This is a genomic window from Streptomyces herbicida (assembly GCF_032656585.1).
GTDB lineage: Bacteria > Actinomycetota > Actinomycetes > Streptomycetales > Streptomycetaceae > Streptomyces > Streptomyces herbicida.
Map to the genome: position 1 here is coordinate 330,549 of NZ_JAUYWJ010000011.1, position 23,739 is coordinate 354,287.

The 23,739-nt window shown below is 69.9% G+C and carries 20 protein-coding genes; 13 read left to right on the plus strand and 7 right to left on the minus strand.

All coding sequences use genetic code 11. The features are described 5' to 3' along the window. Positions 1-78 precede the first annotated feature (78 nt). On the plus strand, positions 79-2,610 hold the full coding sequence (relA, locus tag Q8A52_RS24545; protein ID WP_316755197.1) for a GTP pyrophosphokinase: 2,532 nt from the start codon (positions 79-81) through the stop codon (positions 2,608-2,610). 105 nt (positions 2,611-2,715) lie between these two features. Here the strand turns inward: relA and Q8A52_RS24550 are convergent, their stop codons facing one another. Next, positions 2,716-3,945, minus strand: coding sequence for a DUF349 domain-containing protein (locus Q8A52_RS24550; RefSeq protein ID WP_316755199.1), 1,230 nt, complete (start codon positions 3,943-3,945; stop codon positions 2,716-2,718). 144 nt (positions 3,946-4,089) lie between these two features. After that, positions 4,090-4,911: a peptidylprolyl isomerase gene (locus tag Q8A52_RS24555; protein ID WP_316755202.1), complete on the minus strand. Its 822-nt coding sequence runs from the start codon at positions 4,909-4,911 to the stop codon at positions 4,090-4,092. 168 nt (positions 4,912-5,079) lie between these two features. Here Q8A52_RS24555 and Q8A52_RS24560 point away from each other — a divergent pair, with 168 nt between their 5' ends. Further along, complete coding sequence (locus Q8A52_RS24560; protein ID WP_316755203.1) at positions 5,080-5,790, plus strand: MBL fold metallo-hydrolase; 711 nt, start codon at positions 5,080-5,082, stop codon at positions 5,788-5,790. 11 nt (positions 5,791-5,801) lie between these two features. Further along, positions 5,802-7,064: a histidine--tRNA ligase gene (hisS, locus tag Q8A52_RS24565; RefSeq protein WP_316755205.1), complete on the plus strand. Its 1,263-nt coding sequence runs from the start codon at positions 5,802-5,804 to the stop codon at positions 7,062-7,064. 280 nt (positions 7,065-7,344) lie between these two features. Here the strand turns inward: hisS and Q8A52_RS24575 are convergent, their stop codons facing one another. From Q8A52_RS24575 to Q8A52_RS24590, 4 genes are read right to left on the minus strand one after another with little or no spacing between them, the layout of a single operon-like run. Beyond that, positions 7,345-7,971, minus strand: coding sequence for a response regulator transcription factor (locus tag Q8A52_RS24575; protein WP_316755207.1), 627 nt, complete (start codon positions 7,969-7,971; stop codon positions 7,345-7,347). Next, on the minus strand, positions 7,968-9,173 hold the full coding sequence (locus Q8A52_RS24580) for a sensor histidine kinase (RefSeq protein ID WP_316755209.1): 1,206 nt from the start codon (positions 9,171-9,173) through the stop codon (positions 7,968-7,970). The genes Q8A52_RS24575 and Q8A52_RS24580 overlap by 4 nt, the downstream gene beginning before the upstream one ends. Then, positions 9,170-10,015, minus strand: coding sequence for an ABC transporter permease (locus Q8A52_RS24585; RefSeq protein WP_316755211.1), 846 nt, complete (start codon positions 10,013-10,015; stop codon positions 9,170-9,172). The genes Q8A52_RS24580 and Q8A52_RS24585 overlap by 4 nt, the downstream gene beginning before the upstream one ends. Continuing rightward, positions 10,012-10,878, minus strand: coding sequence for an ABC transporter ATP-binding protein (locus Q8A52_RS24590; RefSeq protein WP_316755212.1), 867 nt, complete (start codon positions 10,876-10,878; stop codon positions 10,012-10,014). The genes Q8A52_RS24585 and Q8A52_RS24590 overlap by 4 nt, the downstream gene beginning before the upstream one ends. 145 nt (positions 10,879-11,023) lie before the next feature. On the opposite strand from Q8A52_RS24590, the gene Q8A52_RS24595 reads away from it, so the two are divergent. The 3 genes from Q8A52_RS24595 to rpsD all read left to right on the plus strand — a co-directional run bounded on the left by Q8A52_RS24595 (position 11,024) and on the right by rpsD (position 14,013). Further along, positions 11,024-11,680: a vitamin K epoxide reductase family protein gene (locus Q8A52_RS24595; protein ID WP_316755214.1), complete on the plus strand. Its 657-nt coding sequence runs from the start codon at positions 11,024-11,026 to the stop codon at positions 11,678-11,680. A gap of 60 nt (positions 11,681-11,740) precedes the next feature. Then, positions 11,741-13,096, plus strand: coding sequence for a replication-associated recombination protein A (locus Q8A52_RS24600; protein WP_316755216.1), 1,356 nt, complete (start codon positions 11,741-11,743; stop codon positions 13,094-13,096). A 302-nt stretch (positions 13,097-13,398) separates the two neighbouring features. After that, complete coding sequence (gene rpsD / locus Q8A52_RS24605; RefSeq protein ID WP_316755218.1) at positions 13,399-14,013, plus strand: 30S ribosomal protein S4; 615 nt, start codon at positions 13,399-13,401, stop codon at positions 14,011-14,013. A 21-nt stretch (positions 14,014-14,034) separates the two neighbouring features. Here rpsD and Q8A52_RS24610 read toward each other — a convergent pair whose 3' ends face one another. Then, positions 14,035-16,200, minus strand: coding sequence for an ATP-binding protein (locus tag Q8A52_RS24610; RefSeq protein WP_316755220.1), 2,166 nt, complete (start codon positions 16,198-16,200; stop codon positions 14,035-14,037). A 163-nt stretch (positions 16,201-16,363) separates the two neighbouring features. Here Q8A52_RS24610 and Q8A52_RS24615 point away from each other — a divergent pair, with 163 nt between their 5' ends. The 7 genes from Q8A52_RS24615 to Q8A52_RS24645 form a co-directional block, all read left to right on the plus strand. Then, complete coding sequence (locus tag Q8A52_RS24615; protein WP_263216346.1) at positions 16,364-16,807, plus strand: DUF948 domain-containing protein; 444 nt, start codon at positions 16,364-16,366, stop codon at positions 16,805-16,807. A 9-nt stretch (positions 16,808-16,816) separates the two neighbouring features. Continuing rightward, a complete protein-coding gene (locus tag Q8A52_RS24620) occupies positions 16,817-17,164 on the plus strand; it encodes a hypothetical protein (protein ID WP_316755222.1) in 348 nt (115 codons plus the stop codon). Then, complete coding sequence (gene alaS / locus Q8A52_RS24625; RefSeq protein ID WP_316755224.1) at positions 17,164-19,836, plus strand: alanine--tRNA ligase; 2,673 nt, start codon at positions 17,164-17,166, stop codon at positions 19,834-19,836. Before Q8A52_RS24620 ends, alaS begins: the two co-directional genes overlap by 1 nt. A gap of 14 nt (positions 19,837-19,850) precedes the next feature. After that, positions 19,851-20,315, plus strand: coding sequence for a Holliday junction resolvase RuvX (gene ruvX / locus Q8A52_RS24630; RefSeq protein WP_316755226.1), 465 nt, complete (start codon positions 19,851-19,853; stop codon positions 20,313-20,315). 123 nt (positions 20,316-20,438) lie between these two features. Then, positions 20,439-22,139, plus strand: a complete 1,701-nt coding sequence (mltG, locus tag Q8A52_RS24635) for an endolytic transglycosylase MltG (RefSeq protein WP_316755229.1) — start codon at positions 20,439-20,441, stop codon at positions 22,137-22,139. A 91-nt stretch (positions 22,140-22,230) separates the two neighbouring features. Further along, positions 22,231-23,070, plus strand: a complete 840-nt coding sequence (locus Q8A52_RS24640; RefSeq protein ID WP_316755231.1) for a shikimate dehydrogenase — start codon at positions 22,231-22,233, stop codon at positions 23,068-23,070. A gap of 175 nt (positions 23,071-23,245) precedes the next feature. After that, positions 23,246-23,739: chorismate synthase (locus Q8A52_RS24645; protein WP_316755233.1), on the plus strand; the 494-nt coding region annotated here is incomplete at its 3' end.

Sequence of the window (23,739 nt, forward strand, 5' to 3'; positions counted from 1 at the left end):
GATGCCGGAGCTCAGGATCGCTACCATGGGGTCTCCGGAGCCTGACCGGGGGACCCGGATCGCGCACGAGGAGTCCTCTTGCCAGACGAGGCCCAGCACCTGACCGCCGCCAAGCCCGAGTCCGCCTCGGCATCGGCGGCCAAGCCCGCGCCGCACGCGAAGAACGACACCCGCGGGACGGTCGAGCACGCCCAGCCGGCGCCCGTCGAGAAGCCGGCCGCGGCCTCGCGCCCCAAACCGGCCCCGCCCGAGCGCTCCGCGCAGCCGCCCGTGGTCCGCCCCTCCGCGGGCCAGCCCGCCCGCTCCGGCTCCTCCAACCGCGTCCGCGCCCGCCTCGCCCGCCTCGGCGTCCAGCGAGCGAACCCGTACAACCCGGTTCTCGAGCCGCTGCTGCGGATAGTGCGCAGCAACGACCCCAAGATCGAGAATGCCACGCTCCGCCAGATCGAACGCGCCTACCAGGTCGCCGAACGCTGGCACCGCGGCCAGAAGCGCAAGAGCGGCGACCCGTACATCACCCACCCGCTCGCGGTGACCACGATCCTCGCCGAGCTCGGTATGGACCCGGCCACCCTCATGGCCGGCCTGCTGCACGACACCGTGGAGGACACCGAGTACGGCCTCGACCAGCTCCGCCGCGACTTCGGCGACACCGTCGCCCTCCTCGTCGACGGCGTCACCAAGCTGGACAAGGTCAAGTTCGGCGAGGCCGCGCAGGCCGAGACCGTGCGCAAGATGGTCGTCGCCATGGCCAAGGACCCGCGCGTCCTGGTCATCAAGCTCGCCGACCGCCTGCACAACATGCGCACCATGCGTTACCTCAAGCGCGAGAAGCAGGAGAAGAAGGCGCGCGAGACCCTGGAGATCTACGCGCCGCTCGCCCATCGCCTCGGCATGAACACCATCAAGTGGGAACTGGAGGACCTCGCGTTCGCGATCCTCTACCCCAAGATGTACGACGAGATCGTACGGCTGGTGGCCGAGCGGGCACCGAAGCGTGACGAGTATCTGGCCATAGTGACCGACGAGGTCCAGGCCGACCTGCGCGCCGCGCGTATCAAGGCGACGGTCACCGGCCGCCCGAAGCACTACTACAGCGTCTACCAGAAGATGATCGTCCGCGGCCGGGACTTCGCGGAGATCTACGACCTGGTGGGGATTCGTGTACTTGTCGACACCGTCCGCGACTGCTACGCGGCCCTCGGCACCGTGCACGCGCGATGGAACCCGGTCCCCGGCCGGTTCAAGGACTACATCGCGATGCCCAAGTTCAACATGTACCAGTCGCTGCACACGACGGTGATCGGCCCCAACGGCAAGCCCGTTGAGCTCCAGATCCGCACCTTCGACATGCACCGCCGCGCCGAGTACGGCATCGCCGCGCACTGGAAGTACAAGCAGGAGGCCGTCGCCGGCGCCTCCAAGGTGCGCACCGACGCGCCCAAGTCGTCCGGCAAGGGCAAGGACGACCACCTCAACGACATGGCGTGGCTGCGCCAGTTGCTCGACTGGCAGAAGGAGACCGAGGACCCCGGCGAGTTCCTGGAGTCGCTGCGCTTCGACCTGTCCCGCAACGAGGTCTTCGTCTTCACTCCCAAGGGCGATGTCATAGCGTTGCCGGCCGGGGCCACTCCGGTCGACTTCGCCTACGCGGTTCACACCGAGGTCGGCCATCGCACCATAGGAGCACGGGTCAACGGCCGGCTCGTACCGCTCGAATCCACCCTGGACAACGGCGACTTGGTGGAGGTCTTCACCTCCAAGGCGCCCGGTGCGGGTCCGTCCCGTGACTGGCTCGGCTTCGTCAAGTCGCCGCGCGCCCGCAACAAGATCCGGGCCTGGTTCTCCAAGGAACGCCGCGACGAGGCGATCGAGCAGGGCAAGGACGCCATCGTCCGCGCGATGCGCAAGCAGAACCTGCCGATCCAGCGCATCCTGACCGGCGACTCGCTCGTGACGCTGGCCCACGAGATGCGGTACTCGGACATCTCCGCGCTGTACGCGGCGATCGGCGAGGGCCATGTCTCCGCGCAGAACATCGTGCAGAAGCTCGTCCAGGCCCTCGGCGGCGAGGAGGCCGCCACCGAGGAGATCGACGAGTCCGTACCGCCCACGCGCACCCGAGGCCGCAAGCGCCGCTCCAGCGCCGACCCGGGCGTCGTGGTCAAGGGCGTCGACGACGTGTGGGTCAAGCTGGCCCGCTGCTGTACGCCCGTACCCGGCGACCCGATCATCGGCTTCGTCACACGCGGTAGCGGCGTATCGGTTCACCGCAGCGACTGCGTCAACGTGGAGTCACTGTCCCGCGAACCCGAGCGCATCCTCGACGTCGAGTGGGCGCCCACCCAGTCCTCGGTCTTCCTGGTCGCCATCCAGGTCGAGGCGCTGGACCGCTCCCGGCTCCTGTCGGACGTCACCCGCGTTCTGTCGGACCAGCACGTCAACATCCTCTCCGCGGCCGTCCAGACCTCCCGCGACCGCGTCGCCACCTCCCGCTTCACCTTCGAGATGGGCGACCCGAAGCACCTCGGACACGTCCTGAAGGCCGTACGCGGCGTGGAGGGCGTGTACGACGTGTACCGCGTGACCTCGGCGCGCAGCCGGTCATGATCTCCGCACCGCGGTAGCGCATCACACCGGCGCATACGACGAGAGGGCCCCCGTACATCGCGTACGGGAGCCCTCTCGCAAGCGTGAGGCGTGGTCAGCAGCCCATCAGCCGCCGAACTCCTGCAGACCCTTCAGAGCCTGGTCCAGGAGCGCCTGGCGGCCCTCCAGCTCCTTCTCGAGCTTGTCGGCCCTGGACGTGTTGCCCTGGGCGCGGGCCTGCTCGATCTGGCCCTTCAGCTTGTCCACGGCCGCCTGCAGCTGACCGGTCAGACCCTCGGCACGCGCGCGTGCCTCCGGGTTGGTCCGGCGCCACTCGGCCTCCTCGGCCTCCTGGATGGCCCGGTCGACCGCGTGCATCCGGCCCTCGACCTTCGGGCGCGCGTCACGCGGGACGTGGCCGATGGCCTCCCAGCGCTCGTTGATCGAGCGGAAGGCGGCCCGCGCGGCCTTCAGGTCCGTGATCGGAAGGAGCTTCTCGGCCTCCTCGGCCAGCTCCTCCTTCAGCTTCAGGTTCTCCGACTGCTCAGCGTCCCGCTCGGCGAACACCGAGCTGCGGGCGGCGAAGAAGACGTCCTGGGCGCCGCGGAAGCGGTTCCACAGATCGTCCTCGTGCTCGCGCTGGGCGCGGCCCGCGGCCTTCCACTCCGCCATCAGCTCGCGGTAGCGGGCGGCCGTCGGACCCCAGTCCGTGGAGTCGGACAGCGCCTCGGCCTCGGCGACCAGTCTCTCCTTGGCCTTGCGGGCATCCTCGCGCTGCGCGTCGAGCTGCGCGAAGTGGGCCTTGCGGCGCTTGGAGAACGCCGAGCGGGCGTGCGAGAAGCGGTGCCAGAGCTCGTCGTCGGACTTGCGGTCCAGCCGCGGCAGCCCCTTCCAGGTGTCCACCAGGGAGCGCAGCCGCTCGCCGGCCGCCCGCCACTGGTCGGACTGGGCCAGCTGCTCCGCCTCGGTGACCAGGTCCTCCTTGGCCTTGCGGGCCTCGTCGGACTGCTTCGCCCGCTGTGCCTTGCGCTCCTCGCGGCGCGACTCGACGGTCGCCACCAGCTTGTCCAGCCGGGCCCGCAGCGCGTCCAGGTCGCCCACCGCGTGGTGCGCCTCCACCTGCTCCCGCAAGTGGTCGATGGCGGTCTGGGCGTCCTTCGCCGACAGGTCGGTGGTCTGCACTCGCTTTTCGAGGAGGCCGATCTCGACAACCAGGCCCTCGTACTTGCGCTCGAAGTAGGCCAACGCCTCCTCGGGGGAGCCGGCCTGCCAGGAACCGACGACCTGCTCGCCGTCGGCCGTACGCACGTACACGGTCCCCGTCTCGTCGACGCGGCCCCACGGGTCGCTGCTCACAGCGCCTCCTCCACATGATGCCTGCGAGGGGTCTCGGCGCCCCCGGGCATCGTCCACAGTTTCGTCACGGCCAACATAGGCGACCGGCGGGTTGCCTGTCCGCATCCCGCGCGACCGAAATTCCGCAGCTGGCCGTCATGTCGTTCAGGATTTTGTGACCGTCGCCTTGTTGATCACGACGGTCGCGTTCGGGGCCCCGTCACCGGCGCCCGTGTTCTCGCCCGCGGTGGCGATCTTCTTCAGCACCTTCAGGCCCGCCGCGTCGACAGTACCGAACGGTGTGTAGCTGGGCGGCAACTGGGAGTCCGCGTACACCAGGAAGAACTGGCTGCCACCGGTGTGCTTCTGGCCGGTGTTGGCCATCGCGACCGTGCCCGCCGGGTAGACGTTGGCCTTCAGGCTGCTGTCCTTCAGGTTCTCGTCCGGGATCGTGTAGCCGGGACCGCCGCTGCCGGTGCCCGTCGGGTCGCCGCACTGGAGCACGTAGATGCCGTTGGTGGTGAGCCGGTGGCACTTGGTGTGGTCGAAGTAGCCCTGGCCGGCGAGGAAGTTGAACGAGTTCACGGTGTGCGGCGCCGCGGACGTCTTCAGCGCGACGTCGATGTCACCGCACGTCGTCGCCAGCTTCATCGTGTACTTGGCCGACTTGTCGATCGTGACCGCCGGCTCCTTCTTCCAGCTGAGCTTCTTCACGGAGCCCGCGGCGGCCTTCTCGCACGGGTCCGGCGCCTTGCTGGGCGCCGAAGCGCTGGGCGTGACGTGCGCGCTCGCGTTCGTCTTGTCGTCGTCGTTCTTGAGTACCCCGGTCGTGTACAGGGCGACACTGCCGATGACGATCACGCCGAGCGCCGACGCGATCACGGAGTTGCGCATACGTGCCTTGCGCCGCGCGGTCGTGCGCCGCTGCTGCTGCCGCAAGAACTTCTCCCGGGCGAGCTGACGCTTCCGCTGTTCCTGGCTGACCACCGGGTTCTCTCCTCATGAGTGTCGTGTGTCGACCGGTACGCGTGCGTCCTGTGAGCCGATCGCAGCGTGTAGCCCCGTACCGTATATGGGTTCGCTGAGGAATCGGCAGCGCCGGTAGGCTCTGACAGCAGCATCAGCCCGCCCGTATCGACACAACGAAGGACGATCGTGCTCATTGCCGGGTTCCCCGCCGGGGCCTGGGGGACGAACTGTTATCTCGTCTCCCCCGCCGCCGGTGAGGAGTGCGTGATCATCGACCCGGGCCACCAGGCCGCCCAAGGAGTCGAGGAAACGCTGAAGAAGCATCGGCTCAAGCCCGTCGCCGTCGTCCTCACCCATGGCCACATCGACCACGTGGCCTCGGTCGTCCCGGTGTGCGGCGCGCACGACGTACCCGCGTGGATCCACCCCGAGGACCGGTACATGATGAGCGACCCCGGAAAGGCGCTCGGCCGTTCCATCGGCATGCCGCTCATCGGCGAGCTGACCGTGGGGGAGCCCGACGACGTCAAGGAGCTGACCGACGGCGCCAGGCTGGAACTGGCGGGTCTGGAACTCTCCGTCGCGCACGCGCCCGGCCATACCAAGGGGTCGGTGACCTTCCAGATGCCCGAGACCGCGGACATCCCGTCGGTCTTCTTCTCGGGCGATCTGCTCTTCGCCGGCTCCATCGGACGCACCGACCTGCCCGGCGGTGACATGGCCGAGATGCTCGACTCGCTGGCCCGCGTGTGCCTGCCGCTCGACGACTCGACCGTGGTGCTGTCCGGCCACGGCCCCCAGACGACCATCGGCCAGGAGCGCGCCACCAACCCGTATCTGCGGCAGGTGGCCGCCGGCCTGGGAGCGAATGTCGACGCTCCCCGACGAGGAATGTGACGAGACCTTCCGTGAGCACCTTCAAGGCCCCCAAGGGCACGTACGACCTGATCCCGCCGGAGTCCGCCAAGTACCTCGCGGTCCGCGAGGCGATCGCCGCGCCGCTGCGCAACTCCGGCTACGGCTACATCGAGACGCCCGGCTTCGAGAACGTGGAGCTCTTCGCGCGCGGTGTCGGCGAGTCGACCGACATCGTGACGAAGGAGATGTACGCCTTCGAGACCAAGGGCGGCGACCGGCTCGCCCTGCGCCCCGAGGGCACGGCCTCGGTGCTGCGCGCGGCGCTGGAGGCCAACCTGCACAAGGCGGGCAACCTCCCGGTCAAGCTCTGGTACTCGGGCTCGTACTACCGCTACGAGCGACCCCAGAAGGGCCGCTACAGGCACTTCTCCCAGGTCGGCGCCGAGGCGATCGGCGCGGAGGACCCGGCGCTGGACGCCGAGCTGATCATCCTGGCCGACCAGGCGTACCGCTCGCTGGGCCTGCGCAACTTCCGCATCCTGCTGAACAGCCTGGGCGACAAGGAGTGCCGTCCGGTGTACCGGGCCGCGCTGGTGGACTTCCTGCGCGGCCTGGACCTGGACGAGGACACGCGCCGCCGCGTCGACATCAACCCGCTCCGGGTGCTCGACGACAAGCGTGAGTCGGTCCAGAAGCAGTTGGGGGACGCGCCGCTCCTGCGGGACTACCTCTGCGACGCCTGCAAGGCCTACCACGAGGAGGTCCGTGAGCTGATCACGGCGGCGGGCGTGGCCTTCGAGGACGACCCGAAGCTGGTGCGCGGCCTGGACTACTACACCCGTACGACCTTCGAGTTCGTCCACGACGGTCTGGGCTCCCAGTCCGCGGTGGGCGGCGGCGGCCGTTACGACGGCCTGTCGGAGATGATCGGCGGCCCGGCACTTCCGTCCGTGGGCTGGGCGCTGGGCGTCGACCGCACGGTCCTGGCCCTGGAGGCGGAGGGCCTCGAGCTCGCCCTCCCGTCCTCGACCTCGGTCTTCGCGGTCCCGCTGAGCGAGGACGCCCGTCGGCTGTTGTTCGCGAAGGTCACGGAGCTGCGCAGGCTCGGTGTCGCGGCCGACTTCTCCTACGGCGTGAAGGGGCTCAAGGGCGCGATGAAGAACGCCAACCGCAGTGGGGCCCGCTACGCGCTCATCGCCGGCGAGCGCGACCTCGCCGAGGGCGTCGTCCAGCTCAAGGACATGGAGTCCGGTGAGCAGACGGCGATCGGCGTGAACGAGATCGTGGCGGAGCTGGAGTCGAGGCTCGGCTAGTACAGCAAGGGGCTGGGCCGGTACAGCAAGCGGCTGGGCCGGTGGCGGTTCACGAAGGGGCGCCGGGAATCCGGCGCCCCTTCGCTTCGCTCACTGGTCGAGCAGCCCGTGCCGCATCGCGCCGGTGACCGCCGCAGTCCGGTCGTCCACGCGCAACTTGCCGAAGATGCGCGGCAGATGGGTCTTCACCGTCGACTCACCGATGCTGTGTCCATGTGCGGCTGCCGCCGCGTGGGCCGCCGCCCGAAGCCGGCGTCCGCTCGGTGTCCGGTGCGCTGTGTCAGTGGTCCAGCAGTCCATGGCGCATGGCGTTCGTCACGGCGGCTGTTCGGTCGTCGACTCCCAGCTTTCCGAAGATGCGCAGCAGGTGCGTCTTCACCGTCGACTCCCCGATGAACAGACGTCTCCCGATCTCCGCGTTCGTGCAGCCTTCCGCCACCAGCCGCAGCACCGCCTTCTCCCGCTCCGACAGCCGCGGTCGTTCCGGCCTGGCGCGGAGCTGGTCCACCAGGCGGGCCGCCACCGACGGTGCCAGGACGGTCTCGCCCCGGGCCGCGGCCCGTACCGAGTCTGCCAGTTGGCCGCGGGGCAGGTCCTTCAGCAGATAGCCCGCCGCCCCCGCCTCCACGGCCCGCAGGATGTCGCGGTCGGTCTCGTACGTGGTGAGCACGATCACCCGGCACGGCAGCCCGGCCTCGCTCATCCGCACGATGGAGTCGACGCCGTCACCTCCCGGCATCCGCAGGTCCATCAGCACGATGTCGGGCCGGAGTTCCGCCGCCAGCGCCTCGGCCTGCGGGCCACTGGTCGCGTCGGCCACCACCTCCAGGTCCGGCTCGGCGCTCAGCATGGCGCGCAGCCCCTCGCGGACGACGGGATGGTCGTCGGCCAGGACGATCCGGATCACGGGGTCTCACTCCTCACGGTGGCGGGGACGGGCAGTCGTACGGTCACCGTCGTACCGTCGCCGGGCGCGCTGTGCACCGAGGCCGTCCCGCCCACCTCGGCGACCCGGGCGCGCAGCCCCGTCAGACCGTAGCCGCCGGACACCGCACCCGGTTCGAAGCCGCAGCCGTCGTCACGTACCGAGATGGTCACCGTCTCGTCGGCGTACGACAGCCGGATGCCGACCGCCGCCGAACTCCCCGCGTGCTTGCGGGCGTTCGCCAGCGCCTCCTGACAGGATCGCAGGGCAACGACCTCCGGGGCGGCCGGCAGCGCCCGTACCGGACCGGTCACGTCGAGTGTCGCCCCGTGCCGCGCCGCGAGTCTGCCGAGCGCGTCCGGGAGGGAGGCGCCGTCGAGGTCGGCGGGCGCGCCGCCGGCCACCAGGGCGCGGGCCTCGGCGAGGTTCTGGCGGGCCGTCTCGTCCATCAGCGCCAGATGACGGCGGGCCTGCGGGAGATCGTCCTCGAGCTCGGCCTCGACCGCCTGCACCAGCATCAGCAGGCTGGTGAAGCCCTGAGCGAGGGTGTCGTGTATCTCACGGGCCATGCGCTCGCGTTCGGCGAGCGCGCCGTGCGCCGCCGACAGCCGGGAGATCTCGTGCCGGCTCGCGTCCAGCTCCGCGATCAGCTCGGCCCGTTCCCCGCTCTGCTCGATGATCCGGATGATCCAGCTGCCGACCGCCACCGAGAACACGAGCGTGACCACGGCGAACAGCGCGTTGGCGAACAGATCCGTGGCGTCGGGCCGCCACACCAGTGCCCAGCCCGCCACCGGCACCAGGTTGATCACGGTCACCGCGCCCAGGGCCGCGCGCATGCGCAGCGCCATGAAGCACTGGGGGACGAGGGCGAACGCCATCAGCCGCGTCTCGCCGACCAGGACCGCGGACGGCAGGAACAGCGCGATCGCCCCCGAGAGATAGCGCAGCATCCGCCCTTCGCCCCGCTCCTCCGCCTGGAGCAGGGGACGGCCCACCGCGGCGTACCAGGGCACCAGCGGTACGAGCAGCGCGGCGGCGACGGCCCGGACGGTCCACCCCGGATGCCCCGCCGCGAGGACGAAGGCCAGGGTGGCCGCCCAGGCGACCGCGAAGTACGCGTCCCAGAGCCGGATGGTGCGGTTCCAGGCGTCCACGTCGCGCGCCACGCTCCAGCGGGTCATCCCTCGCGCCGGTTCTTCCACCGGAAAGTGAGCAGACACAGCGCCAATCCTCCGACGCACCAGGCCGCCAGCACCAGCGCGATGCGCCCGAACTCCCAGCTCCCCGCCTGTTCGAGGACGCGCGCGGAGTCGGGCAGGAACACCCCGCGCAGCCCCTGGCACAGCCACTTCAGCGGGAACAGGGCGCCGATGTCCAGCATCCAGTCGGGGATGGTGTCGATGGAGATGTAGACGCCGGAGATGAACTGGAGGACGAGGAAGGGGAGTACGACGACGGAGCTCGCGCTCTTGGCCGACTTGGGCACCGAACTGATGGCGATCCCGAGCAGCGCGCAGCCGGTCATGCCGAGCATGAAGATCCAGGCGAAGTCGAACCAGCGGCCCGCGTCCGACGGCAGGTCGACGTCGTAGCAGGTGGTGCCGACGAGCAGGAGGATCGCGGTCTCCAGCACGCCGGTGAACAGAACCAGCCAGATCTTCCCCAGGAAGTACGCCGTCGGCGGCATCGGTGTGCCGCGCAGCCGGCGCAGCACCTTCTCGTCCCGCTCGATGGCGATCGAGATGCCGAGCGACTGGAAGCTCGTCGACATGATCCCCGAGGCCATCATCGCCGGGACGTACAGCTGGGAGGCGGTGACGCCGCTGCCGCGCACGTCGTCGTGGAAGATCGAGGCGAACAGGAACAGGAAGACGACCGGGAAGGAGAAGGTGAAGACCACCTGTTCGCGCTGCCGGAAGAACTGCTTGATCTCCAGCGCGCCCCGGTGCAGTCCGAGGGTCCAGGCTCCGGGCAGGCGAGCGGCGGCGGGTTCCGTCCGGGTGGGTACGGCGGTCGTGGTCATCGCGTCGTCTCCTGTCCGGTCAGCCGGAGGTAGATGTCCTCCAGCGTCGGGCGGCTCACCCTGAGGCCCGGTATCTCGCCCTCGAAGCGGTGCATGAGCCCGGCGACGGTCTTCGTCGGGGTGTCCGTGTGCTCCGCGCGCGTGGAGCCGTCGGGATCCGTCCACTCGACGGTGGCGCCGGTGCCGTACCGCTCCCGGAGTCCGACGGGCTCGCCCTCGGCGACGACCCGGCCCCGGGCGACGATCGCCAGCCGGTCCGCGAGAGCCTCGGCCTCCTCCAGGTAGTGTGTGGTCAGCAGGATCGTGGTGCCCTCGTCGGCCAGCAGCCGGATCAGGTCCCAGAACTGCCGCCTGGCCGCCGGGTCGAAGCCGGTGGTCGGCTCGTCCAGGAGCACCAGCTCGGGGTTGCCGATCACGCCGAGCGCCACGTCCAGACGGCGCCGCTGCCCGCCCGACAGGGCCTTGATCCGGCTGTCCGCCTTCGCCTCCAGACCGACCAGACCGATGACCTCCCGCGGGTCGCGCGGGCTCGGGTAGTAGCGGGCGAAATGCCGTACGGTCTCGCGGACCGTCAACTCGGCGGGCGCCGATTCGTCCTGCCAGACGATTCCCACCCGGGATCGCCACGCGCGCGTGCCCGTCGCCGGGTCCGCGCCCAGGACCGAGACCTCTCCCGCGTCCCGCGAGCGGTTGCCCTGGAGGATCTCCACCGTGGTGCTCTTGCCCGCGCCATTGGGCCCCAGCAGGCCGAACACCTCGCCCCGCCGGATGCCGAGATCGATTCCGTCCACCGCGGTCACGTCCCCGTACTGCTTGCGCAGCCCTCGCACGTGCACCGCGAGTTCGTTCGCGTGTGCTCTCATGCCCTCGAGCTTCGGCCGGAACCGAACGCTCAGGGACGACCGTGCGTACCTCCTTATGTCCACCGAACGGTGGACAGACGTGCTCGTGCGGCACAATGGCCCCTGCCCGAAGAATGTCCAACTCTCAAGCAGACGGATCGGCGTGATGAGCAAGACGACAGTCAAAGACGTCTCGACGGACCCCGAGCCTGAGCGCGCCACCGCCGCGCCGCGCACGGAGGGCGGCAGCCGCGCCTTCGCCCTGCTGCTGATCATCACCGGCGCCGCCGGACTGCTCGCCGCCTGGGTCATCACGATCGACAAGTTCAAGATCCTCGAGGCCAAGGTCGCGGGCAAGACCTTCACCCCCGGGTGCAGCCTCAACCCGGTCGTCTCCTGCGGCAGCGTCATGGAGAGCAAGCAGGCCGCGGCGTTCGGCTTCCCCAACCCGATGCTCGGCCTCGTCTGCTACGGCATCGTGATCTGCGTCGGCATGAGCCTGCTGGCCCGTGCCCGCTTCCCGCGCTGGTACTGGCTGACCTTCAACTTCGGCACGCTCTTCGGTGTGGCGTTCTGCTCCTGGCTGCAGTTCCAGTCCCTGTACCGGATCAACGCCCTGTGCCTGTGGTGCTCGCTGGCCTGGGTCGCCACGATCATCATGTTCTGGTACGTGACCTCCTTCAACCTCCGCAACGACTTCCTGCCGGCCCCGCGCTGGCTCAAGGGCTTCTTCGGCGAGTTCACCTGGGTGCTGCCGGTCCTGCACATCGGCATCATCGGCATGCTGGTCCTGACCCGCTGGTGGGACTTCTGGACCGGCTGACGGCCGGGACCGGCTGACAGCCCTGACGGGATTGTCAGTGCCGTGTTTTAGGGTTTCAGCGTGGAACCCGACCTCTTCACCGCCGCGGCGGAAGAACGCCAGGAGAAGGACCCGGCAGGCAGCCCCCTGGCGGTGCGGATGCGCCCGCGCACCCTCGACGAGGTCGTGGGCCAGCAGCACCTGCTGAAGCCCGGTTCGCCCCTGCGCAGACTGGTCGGCGAGGGCAATGGCGGCCCGGCCGGACCGTCCTCGGTGATCCTCTGGGGCCCGCCCGGCACCGGCAAGACGACCCTGGCCTACGTCGTCTCCAAGGCCACCAACAAGCGGTTCGTGGAGCTGTCCGCGATCACTGCGGGCGTCAAGGAGGTCCGCGCGGTCATCGACGGCGCCCGCCGCGCCACCGGCGGGTACGGCAAGGAGACCGTCCTCTTCCTCGACGAGATCCACCGCTTCAGCAAGGCCCAGCAGGACTCCCTGCTCCCGGCGGTGGAGAACCGCTGGGTGACCCTCATCGCGGCGACCACCGAGAACCCGTACTTCTCGGTGATCTCCCCGCTGCTGTCCCGCTCCCTGCTGCTGACCCTCGACCCCCTCACGGACGACGACGTAAGGGGCCTGCTCCGCCGCGCGCTGAGCGACGAGCGCGGTCTCAAGGACGCCGTCACCCTGCCCGAGGACACCGAGGACCACCTCCTGCGGATCGCCGGCGGCGACGCCCGCCGTGCCCTGACCGCCCTGGAGGCCGCCGCCGGGGCCGCGCTCGACAAGGGCGAGACGGAGATCGCCCTGGCCACACTGGAGGAGACGGTCGACCGGGCCGCGGTGAAGTACGACCGCGACGGCGACCAGCACTACGACGTCGCGAGCGCCCTCATCAAGTCGATCCGCGGCTCCGACGTCGACGCGGCCCTGCACTACCTGGCCCGCATGATCGAGGCGGGCGAGGACCCCCGCTTCATCGCCCGCCGCCTGATGATCTCCGCCAGCGAGGACATCGGCCTCGCCGACCCGAACGCGCTGCCGATAGCGGTCGCGGCCGCGCAGGCCGTGGCCATGATCGGCTTCCCCGAGGCCGCCCTCACCCTCAGCCACGCCACCATCGCCCTGGCCCTGGCCCCCAAGTCCAACTCCGCGACCACCGCGATCGGCGCCGCCCTGGAGGACGTACGCAAGGGTCTGGCCGGTCAGGTGCCCCCGCATCTGCGCGACGGGCACTACAAGGGCGCCGCCAAGCTCGGCCATGCGCAGGGGTACGTCTATCCGCACGACCTGCCCGAGGGCATCGCCGAGCAGCAGTACGCGCCGGACACGATCAAGGACCGCGAGTACTACACCCCCACCCGGCACGGCGCCGAGGCGCGCTACGCGGACGCGGTCGAGTGGACCAGGAAGCACCTCGGTCGCAGACGGTCCTGAGCAGCCTGTAGAATCCCTCGCAGCGCTGAGTCCCGCGCTGTCAGAGCGGGACAACCAGCCGGAGCCCGGTTCCTCGTGGACCGGCTCCAGGAGCGTCGCGCACCGTCGAAGGTGTCGCGGTAGCCCACCACCACCCGGATTTCCGGGACCGGTCGGTGGGCCACTCGCGTGCTGCACGTATGTGCCCAGACCAGGGGAGCGGCTGCCCGGCAGGTCCCATGTGGACCCGGCGGGATTCCCCGGCTGCGGATGCGACCTCCCTCAACCCTGACGAGCCGAATATCAGAAGGAAGAAAGAGACAGTGGCGAACCAGTCCCGCCCCAAGGTCAAGAAGTCGCGTGCCCTCGGCATCGCGCTGACCCCGAAGGCCGTCAAGTACTTCGAGGCCCGCCCCTACCCGCCGGGTGAGCACGGCCGTGGCCGCAAGCAGAACTCGGACTACAAGGTCCGTCTGCTGGAGAAGCAGCGTCTGCGTGCGCAGTACGACATCTCCGAGCGCCAGCTGGTCCGCGCCTACGAGCGTGCCTCCAAGGTTCAGGGCAAGACCGGTGAGGCCCTGATCGTCGAGCTGGAGCGCCGTCTCGACGCGCTGGTCCTGCGTTCGGGCATCGCCCGCACGATCTACCAGGCCCGCCAGATGGTCGTCCACGGCCACATCCAGATCAACGGCCAGAAGGTCGACAAGCCGTCCTACCGTGTCCGTCCGGACGACGTCGTGCAGGTCCGCGACCGCTCCAAGGACAAGACGCTCTTCCAGATCGCCCGTGAGGGTGGCTTCGCCCCCGACGGTGAGACCCCCCGCTACCTGCAGGTGAACCTCAAGGCCCTGGCGTTCCGCCTGGACCGCGAGCCGAACCGCAAGGAAGTTCCGGTCATCTGCGACGAGCAGCTCGTCGTCGAGTACTACGCCCGCTGATCACCAGCCGGGAGTAGTACCTCAGCCCGTCGTCTCCCCACCCTTCCGGGTGGGCGAGGCGGCGGGCTTTCGCCTGCCCGAGGCTTCCCGGGTGTGCTGCACCGGTCCGCGCGGCGACGGCAGGGCGTCCAGCGGACGCCCACCGTGCCGCCCCAGCGCCCGGGCCACCGCCGCCTCCCGGTCCAGCCGCGCTCCCTCGCGTACGCACTCCTCGTACCGCTCGTCGCCCAGCGCTTTCCTGGCGGTTGCCTCGCACAGCTCGTGCGGGGCGTTGAAGTACGCCGAGCCGAACAGCGGCACTCCCACCGACGGCCACAGCCGGCCCGCCGCTCCCTGCAGCACGGCCGCCTCGCCGGGGTCGCCCAGCGCCGCCGTGACCAGGGCCAGCAGCTCGATCGACAGCACCGAGCCCAGCAGGTCCCGGAACGAGTGCGCGTGGTCCAGGCAGTCCGCGAGCAACTCCCGGGCCTGCGCCGGATCGCCGTCCCGCCAGGCCGCGTACGCCAGCACGTACAGCGCGTACGACCGGGCCCACCGCTCCCCGTGGTCGTCGCACACCTGGCGCACGTCCTCACACAGCCGCACCGCGTCCGGCAGGTCCCCGCGGAACGCCCTCGCCATCGCCAGCTCGACCTGGGCCATCAGCACGTTGCTGTTGAGCTCGCCGATCTCCCGGTAGCGGGCCAGCGCCGAGCACAGCAGCGTTTCTGCGCGTGCCATGTCGTCCGTGACCAGGGCCAGACAGCCGCTGCGGTGCTCCGCATACGCCACCGCCGTCGCGTTCGATGCCCGCTCCGCGTCTTCCCGGCACTCCTGCAGGGCGGCCAGCGCCGGCACCGGGTCACCCTGCAGGATCGCCACATAGGCGAGCACCCACAGGGCCTTCAGCCGGGACCGTTCGTAGTCCGACTCCAGCTCCACGCTGCGCTCCAGCCAGCGCCGGCCCTCCGACAGCTGTCCGCAGCCGGCCCAGTAGAACCACAGCGAACCCGCCAGGTACTGGCCCAGGTGCGCGTCGTCGGACCCGGAAAGACAGTGCTCGAGGGCGGTCCGCAGGTTCGGCAGTTCGGCCTCGACACGCGCGGCCACCTCGGCCTGCCGCGGTGAGAACCAGTCCAGCTCGCACCAGGTCGCCAGGCCCATGTACCAGTCGCGATGGCGCCGGCGCAGCCGCTGTGCGTCCCCCATCGCCGCCAGCCAGTCGGCGCCGTAGGCGCGGACCGTGTCCAGCATGCGGTAGCGGACGCCCGCCGGGCTCTCCTCGCTCGACACGACCGACTGCGCGAGCAGCTCCGACAGCACGTCGAGGATGTCGGCGGCGGGCAGTCCGTCACCGCTGCACACATACTCGGCGGCCTCCAGGTCGAAGGTCTGGGCGAACACCGAGAGCCGCGCCCACAGCAGCCGCTCCGCGGGTGTGCACAGTTCGTGGCTCCAGCCGATGGTCGTGCGCAGTGTCCGATGACGGGGGAGGGCGTCCCGGCTTCCGCCGGTCAGCAGCCGGAACCGGTCGTCGAGCCGCTCCAGCAGCCGGCCGGGAGGCAGGACCCGTAACCGCCCCGCGGCCAGTTCGACCGCCAGCGGGATCCCGTCCAGGCGGCGGCACAGCTCCCGTAGGTCAGCCCCGTCCCGCACCTCCACCCCTTGCCGGGCCGCCCGGTCCAGGAACAGCTCCACCGTCTCGTCGTCACCGAGCGGATCCAGCGGGAACAGCCGCTCACCCGCCACCGCCAGCGGCCGCCGGCCCACGGCGAGCACCCGCAGCCCCGGCACCCGCCGCAGCAGTTCGGTCACCAGCGCGGCGCACGCGTCCGCCAGATGCTCGAACCCGTCCAGAACCAGCAGGAGTTGGCGATCGGCGAGCTGCTCAAGCAGCATCCGGCGCGGCGCACGCGTGGTGTGGTCCGTCAGCCCCAGCGCCGTCACGACCGCATAGTCCACGAACTCCGGATCGTGCACCGGCGCCAGCTCCACGCGCCACACCCCGTCCCGCGGAGCCGATCGGGCCGCCGCCCGCGCCGCGAGCCGCGACTTGCCGACCCCGCCCGCACCGGTCACCGTCACCAGCCGCCCGGCCTCGAGCTCCCGGGTCAGCCCGGCGAGTTCGGCCGAGCGGCCCACGAAGGAGTCGAGCTCTGGGGGCAGATTGCCGTCCGCCGCGGGGCCTGGGCGCTGAGGAGCTCGCATGGGACACGGAGCGTACTGAAGCGTGTTCGATCCGTACAATCACTTCGCGCAACTACGCCGCTCGCCGAAGGTAATCCGGTACGGAGCCCCATGCCCGGCGCGATAGGCTCGGTGCACTGCTTTTTTCATGGTTCCGATCTTCAGAGCACGTTTCAGAGAGCGGGTGCGCACGGTGTCCGGTGGAGAGGTGGCCGGGATCCTGGTGGCCGTCTTCTGGGCGATCCTGGTCTCCTTCCTCGCCGTCGCGCTGGCGAGGCTGGCCCAGACGCTCAAGGCGACCACCAAGCTCGTCGCGGACGTGACCGACCAGGCCGTCCCGTTGCTCGCCGACGCCTCGACGGCCGTGCGCTCCGCGCAGACCCAGATCGACCGGGTCGACGCGATCGCCTCCGACGTCCAGGAGGTCACGTCGAACGCCTCCGCGCTGTCGACCACCGTCGCCTCCACCTTCGGCGGCCCCCTGGTCAAGGTCGCGGCCTTCGGCTACGGCGTGCGCCGGGCGCTGGGCGGTCGCAAGGCGGACGTGCCCGTCAAGGAACCCAGGCGTACCGTGATCGTGGGCCGGACGGTCCCGGCCGCGCGGCGGGCGAAGCGGAAGAAGGACTGAGACCTAGCGATGTTCCGCCGTACGTTCTGGTTCACCACGGGTGTCGCCGCCGGTGTATGGGCCACCACGAAGGTCAACCGCAAGCTCAAGCAGCTGACCCCCGAGAGCCTCGCCGCGAGCGCCGCGAACAAGGCGCTCGAGACCGGTCAGCGCCTCAAGGACCGCGCGGTCGGCTTCGCGCTCGACGTCCGCGACAACATGGCGCAGCGGGAGGCCGAGCTGGAGGAGGCCCTGGGCATCGACCAAAGCCCCCAACTCCCCGCGCCCCGGCGGTACACCGCCATCGAGAACGACCGCAGCAACCCGAAGTACATCGAGAACACGACGTACTCGCACAACCGGAATGAGGACCACTGATGGAGTCGGCCGAGATTCGCCGCCGCTGGCTGAGCTTCTTCGAGGAGCGCGGGCACACCGTCGTCCCTTCGGCGTCGCTCATCGCCGACGACCCGACTCTGCTCCTCGTCCCCGCCGGCATGGTGCCCTTCAAGCCCTACTTCCTGGGTGAGGTCAAGCCGCCGTACCCGCGCGCCACCAGCGTGCAGAAGTGCGTGCGCACGCCCGACATCGAAGAGGTCGGCAAGACCACCCGCCACGGCACGTTCTTCCAGATGTGCGGCAACTTCTCCTTCGGCGACTACTTCAAGGAAGGCGCCATCAAGCTCGCCTGGGAGCTGCTCACCGCGCCCCAGGACAAGGGCGGTTACGGCCTCGACCCCGAGCGTCTGTGGATCACCGTCTACAAGGACGACGACGAGGCCGAGCGCATCTGGCACGACGTCGTCGGCGTGCCCAAGGAGCGCATCCAGCGGCTCGGCATGAAGGACAACTACTGGTCCATGGGCGTCCCCGGACCCTGCGGCCCCTGTTCCGAGATCAACTACGACCGCGGCCCCGAGTTCGGCGTCGAGGGCGGCCCCGCCGTCAACGACGAGCGGTACGTGGAGATCTGGAACCTCGTCTTCATGCAGTACGAGCGCGGCGAGGGCACCGGCAAGGACAACTTCGAGATCCTCGGCGAGCTGCCGAGCAAGAACATCGACACGGGCCTCGGCCTGGAGCGTCTCGCCATGATTCTGCAGGGCGTGCAGAACATGTACGAGATCGACACCTCCATGGCCGTCATCGACAAGGCCACCGAGCTGACCGGTGTCGCCTACGGCGACGCCCACGACTCGGACGTGTCCCTGCGCGTGGTCACCGACCACATGCGTACGGCCACCATGCTCATCGGCGACGGCGTCACCCCCGGCAACGAGGGCCGCGGCTATGTCCTGCGCCGCATCATGCGCCGCGCCATCCGCAACATGCGGCTGCTGGGCGCCACCGGTCCGGTCGTCAAGGACCTGATCGAGGTCGTGATCGGCATGATGGGCCAGCAGTACCCGGAACTGGTCACCGACCGCGAGCGCATCGAGAAGGTCGCCCTGGCCGAGGAGAACGCCTTCCTCAAGACGCTGAAGGCCGGCACCAACATCCTCGACACCGCCGTCACCGAGACGAAGCAGGCCGGCGGCACGGTCCTGGCCGGCGACAAGGCGTTCCTGCTCCACGACACCTGGGGCTTCCCGATCGACCTCACCCTCGAGATGGCCGCCGAGCAGGGCCTGTCGGTGGACGAGGAGGGCTTCCGCCGCCTGATGAAGGAGCAGCGGGAGCGCGCCAAGGCCGACGCCCGGGCCAAGAAGACCGGCCACGCCGACATGGGCGCCTACCGTGAGATCGCCGACAAGGCCGGTGCCACCGACTTCATCGGCTACTCGGACACCGAGGGCGAGACCACCGTCGTCGGCATCCTGGTCGACGGCGTCTCCTCCCCGGCCGCCACCGAGGGCGACGAGGTCGAGATCGTCCTGGACCGCACCCCGTTCTACGCCGAGGGCGGCGGTCAGATCGGTGACACCGGCCGTATCAAGGTGGACTCCGGTGCCGTCATCGAGGTCCGCGACACCCAGAAGCCGGTCCCGGGCGTGTACGTCCACAAGGGCGTCGTCCAGGTCGGCGAGGTGACCGTCGGCGCCAAGGCCCACGCCTCGATCGACGGCCGCCGCCGCACGGCCATCGCCCGCGCCCACTCGGCCACCCACCTCACCCACCAGGCCCTGCGCGACGCCCTCGGCCCGACGGCCGCCCAGGCCGGTTCCGAGAACCAGCCCGGCCGCTTCCGCTTCGACTTCGGCTCCCCGTCCGCCGTTCCGACGGCTGTGATGACCGACGTCGAGCAGAAGATCAACGAGGTGCTCGCCCGCGATCTCGACGTACACGCCGAGATCATGGGCATCGACGAGGCCAAGAAGCAGGGCGCCATCGCCGAGTTCGGCGAGAAGTACGGCGAGCGGGTCCGCGTCGTGACCATCGGCGACTTCTCCAAGGAGCTCTGCGGCGGCACGCACGTGCACAACACCTCCCAGCTGGGCCTGGTGAAGCTGCTCGGCGAGTCGTCCATCGGCTCGGGTGTCCGTCGTATCGAAGCCCTCGTCGGCGTCGACGCCTACAACTTCCTCGCCCGCGAGCACACGGTCGTCGCCCAGCTCCAGGAGCTGATCAAGGGCCGCCCCGAGGAGCTCCCGGAGAAGGTCTCCGCCATGCTCGGCAAGCTGAAGGACGCCGAGAAGGAGATCGAGAAGTTCCGCGCCGAGAAGGTGCTGCAGGCGGCCGCCGGTCTCGTCGAGTCCGCCAAGGACATCCACGGCGTGGCCGTCGTCACCGGCCGGGTCCCGGACGGCACCACCCCGGACGACCTGCGCAGGCTGGTGCTCGACGTGCGCGGCCGCATCCAGGGCGGCCGGGCCGCCGTCGTCGCCCTGTTCACGGTGAACAACGGCAAGCCGCTCACGGTCATCGCCACCAACGAGGCCGCCCGCGAGCGCGGTCTCAAGGCCGGTGACCTGGTCCGTACGGCCGCCAAGACCCTCGGCGGCGGCGGTGGCGGCAAGCCGGACGTCGCCCAGGGCGGCGGCCAGAACCCGGGCGCCGTCGGTGAGGCCGTGGACGCCGTCGAGCGTCTCGTCGCCGACACCGCCAAGTAAGGAAACGGTCGGAAATGCGCAGAGGACGTCGACTCGCGATCGACGTCGGGGATGCCCGCATCGGGGTCGCCTCGTGCGACCCCGACGGGATCCTCGCCACTCCGGTGGAAACCGTTCCCGGCCGGGACATTGCGGCAGCTCACCGCCGACTCAGGCAACTGGTCGAGGAGTACGAGCCGATCGAGGTCGTCGTCGGTCTCCCTCGCTCCCTCAAGGGGGGCGAGGGCCCGGCCGCGGTCAAGGTCCGCGCCTTCGCCCAGGAACTCGCCAAGGGCATCAAACCGGTGCCGGTCCGCCTGGTCGACGAGCGGATGACGACGGTGACGGCCAGTCAGGGACTGCGCGCCTCCGGTGTGAAATCCAAGAAGGGCCGCTCCGTCATCGACCAGGCGGCCGCCGTGATCATCCTGCAGCAGGCCCTGGAATCCGAACGGGTGTCAGGTAAACCACCCGGCGAGGGCGTCGAAGTGGTCATCTGATCGCGATACGGTAACGTTCCGCGCGATGCGATGGTGTTCGAACAGCCACCGCACAGCAAGAGGCGGAACGGATACCGGCCCCCGGGCCGCGTGTCGCCGCCGCCTCGCGGCTCTAGGGGATCGATGACTGAGTATGGCCGGGGCCCAGGCCCCGAACCGTGGCATCCGGAGGACCCGTTGTACGGGGACGTCGGATGGGAAGGGCAGGAGCAGGCCCATCTGGGCCAGCAGCCTGCCTACGGCGGCCAGCAGCGCTACCCGCAGCAGCCGCAGTACGACGACTGGAGCCAGGGGCAGCAGGGCGGATACGGTCAGCAGCAGAACCAGTACTACGACGAGCAGGGTCGGCCCTACGGCCAGCAGCAGTACGCCGGTCAGGCACAGCAGCAGTACGCCACGCAGGCTCAGCCGCAGTACCACCAGGGCGGCTGGGACGCGACCGGCACCCATGGACATGTGCCCTACGCCGCCGACCCGGGCGATCCGTACGGTCAGCAGCCCGTGGCGTACGGCGGGGAACAGCCCGACCTCTACGGCACACCCGACGCGTATCCGCCGCCGGAGCCGCCCGGCCGCAGGCGTCCCGAACCGGAGCCGGAGACCGACTGGGACCCGGGTCCCGACCAGGGTGAGCACGCCTTCTTCTCGGGCGACGACGAGGACGACCTCGACGACGACCCGAAGGGCCGCCGCGGGCGCGGCGGCGGTAAGGGCAAGGCGCCCAAGGGTGGAAAAGGTGCCAAGAAACGGCGCAACGGCTGCGCCGCCATGTTCGTCGTCATGGTGTTCGGCGGCGGCCTCGGCGCGGTCGGTTACTACGGGTATCAGTTCTACCAAAATCGTTTCGGCGCGGCCGCGGACTATGCGGGCAGTGGAAACGGCGAGCAGGTCGTGGTGGTCATCCCGAAGGGCGCCGGCGGCTGGGCGATCGGCCAGAAGCTGAAAGAGGCGGGCGTCGTCGAGAGCGCGGCCGCGTTCGTCTCCGCACTGCAGGCCAACCCCAAGGGCAAGTCGCTCCAGGACGGTGTCTACACGCTGGAGAAGGAGATGTCCGCCGCGAGCGCGGTGGAACTGATGCTCAGCCCGAAGAGCCGCAGCAACATGATCATCGCCGAGGGCCGCCGCAACGTCGCGGTCTACGACATGATCGACAAGCGCCTCGGAGTGCCGGCGGGCACCACGGCGCGCGTCGCGAAGAAGGAGTACAAGCACCTCGGTCTGCCCGCCTGGGCGCTGAACCACCCGAACCTCAAGGACCCGCTGGAAGGCTTCCTCTACCCCTCCAGCTACGCGGTCGCAAAGGGTCAGAATCCCGAGGTCGTCCTCAAGAACATGGTGTCCCAGGCCACTTCCACGTACCAGGAACTGGGCGTGGAGAAGAAGGCCAAGGCGCTCGGCCTCGACAGCCCGTGGCAACTGCTCACCGTGGCGAGCCTGGTGCAGGCCGAGGGCACGAGCCACGACGACTTCCGCAAGATGGCCGAGGTCGTCTACAACCGCCTCAAGCCCGACAACCCGCAGACCTACGGGCGCCTGGAGTTCGACTCCACGTACAACTACGTGAAGAACCAGAGCAAGATCGACCTGAGCATCGCCGAGCTGCGGAAGTACAACAACCCGTACAACACGTACTTCTCCAAGGGGCTGCCGCCGGGCCCGATCGACAACCCCGGCGAGGAGGCGCTCAGGGGCGCGCTCGCCCCGACGCACGACGGCTGGTACTACTTCATCTCGATGGACGGCAAGACCAGCAAGTTCACGCGGACGCTCGCGGAACACGAGAAGCTGGTCAACCAGTGGAACGAAGCGCGGAAGAAGAACTGACCAAACTGACCACCTGCGTACAATCCGCACACACCGTCAGGCAGTGGCCTTTCGGTCGATGAGTGGCGATTTCCCGATATCCGAGGTTTCCATGACGTCAAGGGCAGTTGACGCCCGCCGGGCCGCCGTGCTCGGTTCGCCCATCGCCCACTCGCTCTCCCCGGTGCTGCACCGGGCCGCGTACGACGCGCTGGGCCTCACCGGGTGGTCGTACGACCGCTTCGAGGTCGACGAGGCCGGCCTGCCCGGTTTCCTCGAGGGACTCGGCCCGGAGTGGGCGGGGCTGTCGCTGACCATGCCGCTGAAGCGAGCGGTCATCCCCCTGGTGGACGAGATCAGCGAGACGGCCGCCTCCGTCGACGCGGTCAACACGGTCGTCTTCACCGAGGACGGCCGGCGCCTGGGGGACAACACCGATATCCCGGGCATGGTGGCCGCTCTGCGCGAGCACGGCATCGAACAGGTCGACTCGGCGGCGATCCTCGGCGCGGGCGCCACGGCCTCCTCCGCCCTGGCCGCCCTGGCCCGGATCTGCACCGGCGAGGTCGTCGCCTACGTCCGCAGCGAGGCCCGGGCCGCCGAGATGCGGCAGTGGGGCGAGCGGCTCGACGTCGAGGTCCGCACGGCCGACTGGGACGACGCGGCGCAGGCCCTGCACGCGCCCCTCGTGATCGCCACCACCCCCGCCGGCACCACCGACGCGCTCGCCACCGCCGTGCCCGAGCGGCCCGCCACCCTCTTCGACGTGCTCTACAACCCCTGGCCCACCGACCTCGCCGCCCGCTGGTCCATGTTCGGCGGTGCCGTCGTCGGCGGCCTCGACCTGCTGGTGCACCAGGCCGTGCTCCAGGTCGAGCAGATGACCGGCCGCGCGCCGGCCCCGCTGGACGCCATGCGCCGGGCCGGCGAGAAGGCGCTCACCGAGCGCTGACTTCCCGTTTCCTTCCCGACGCGCGTCCGCTTGCTGGACCGGCAGTTGGACAGTGTCTCGGACGTGGGAGGATCGGAGGTGGCGGACCGGGGCCGCGCACCCGGTCGAGCCGTCGCCGTACGCGAGGACACGCGTACGCAGGGCAGTACCAGGGCGCGAGTACTGAGGAGCATCGTTGAGCAGGCTGCGTTGGCTGACCGCGGGGGAGTCCCACGGTCCCGCACTTGTCGCGACGCTGGAGGGCCTTCCCGCCGGCGTGCCGATCACCACGGAGATGGTCGCCGACCACCTCGCGCGGCGGCGGCTCGGCTATGGGCGCGGTGCGCGGATGAAGTTCGAGCGGGACGAGGTCACCTTCCTCGGCGGAGTCCGGCACGGCCTCACCCTCGGCTCCCCGGTCGCGGTCATGGTCGGCAACACCGAGTGGCCCAAGTGGGAGCAGGTCATGGCGGCCGACCCGGTGGACCAGGAGATCCTCGACGGCCTCGCCCGCAACGCCCCGCTGACCCGTCCGCGTCCCGGACACGCGGACCTCGCGGGCATGCAGAAGTACGGCTTCGACGAGGCCCGGCCAATCCTGGAGCGTGCCTCGGCGCGCGAGACGGCGGCCCGCGTGGCGCTCGGCGCCGTCGCCCGGTCGTACCTGAAGGAGACGGCGGGCATCGAGAT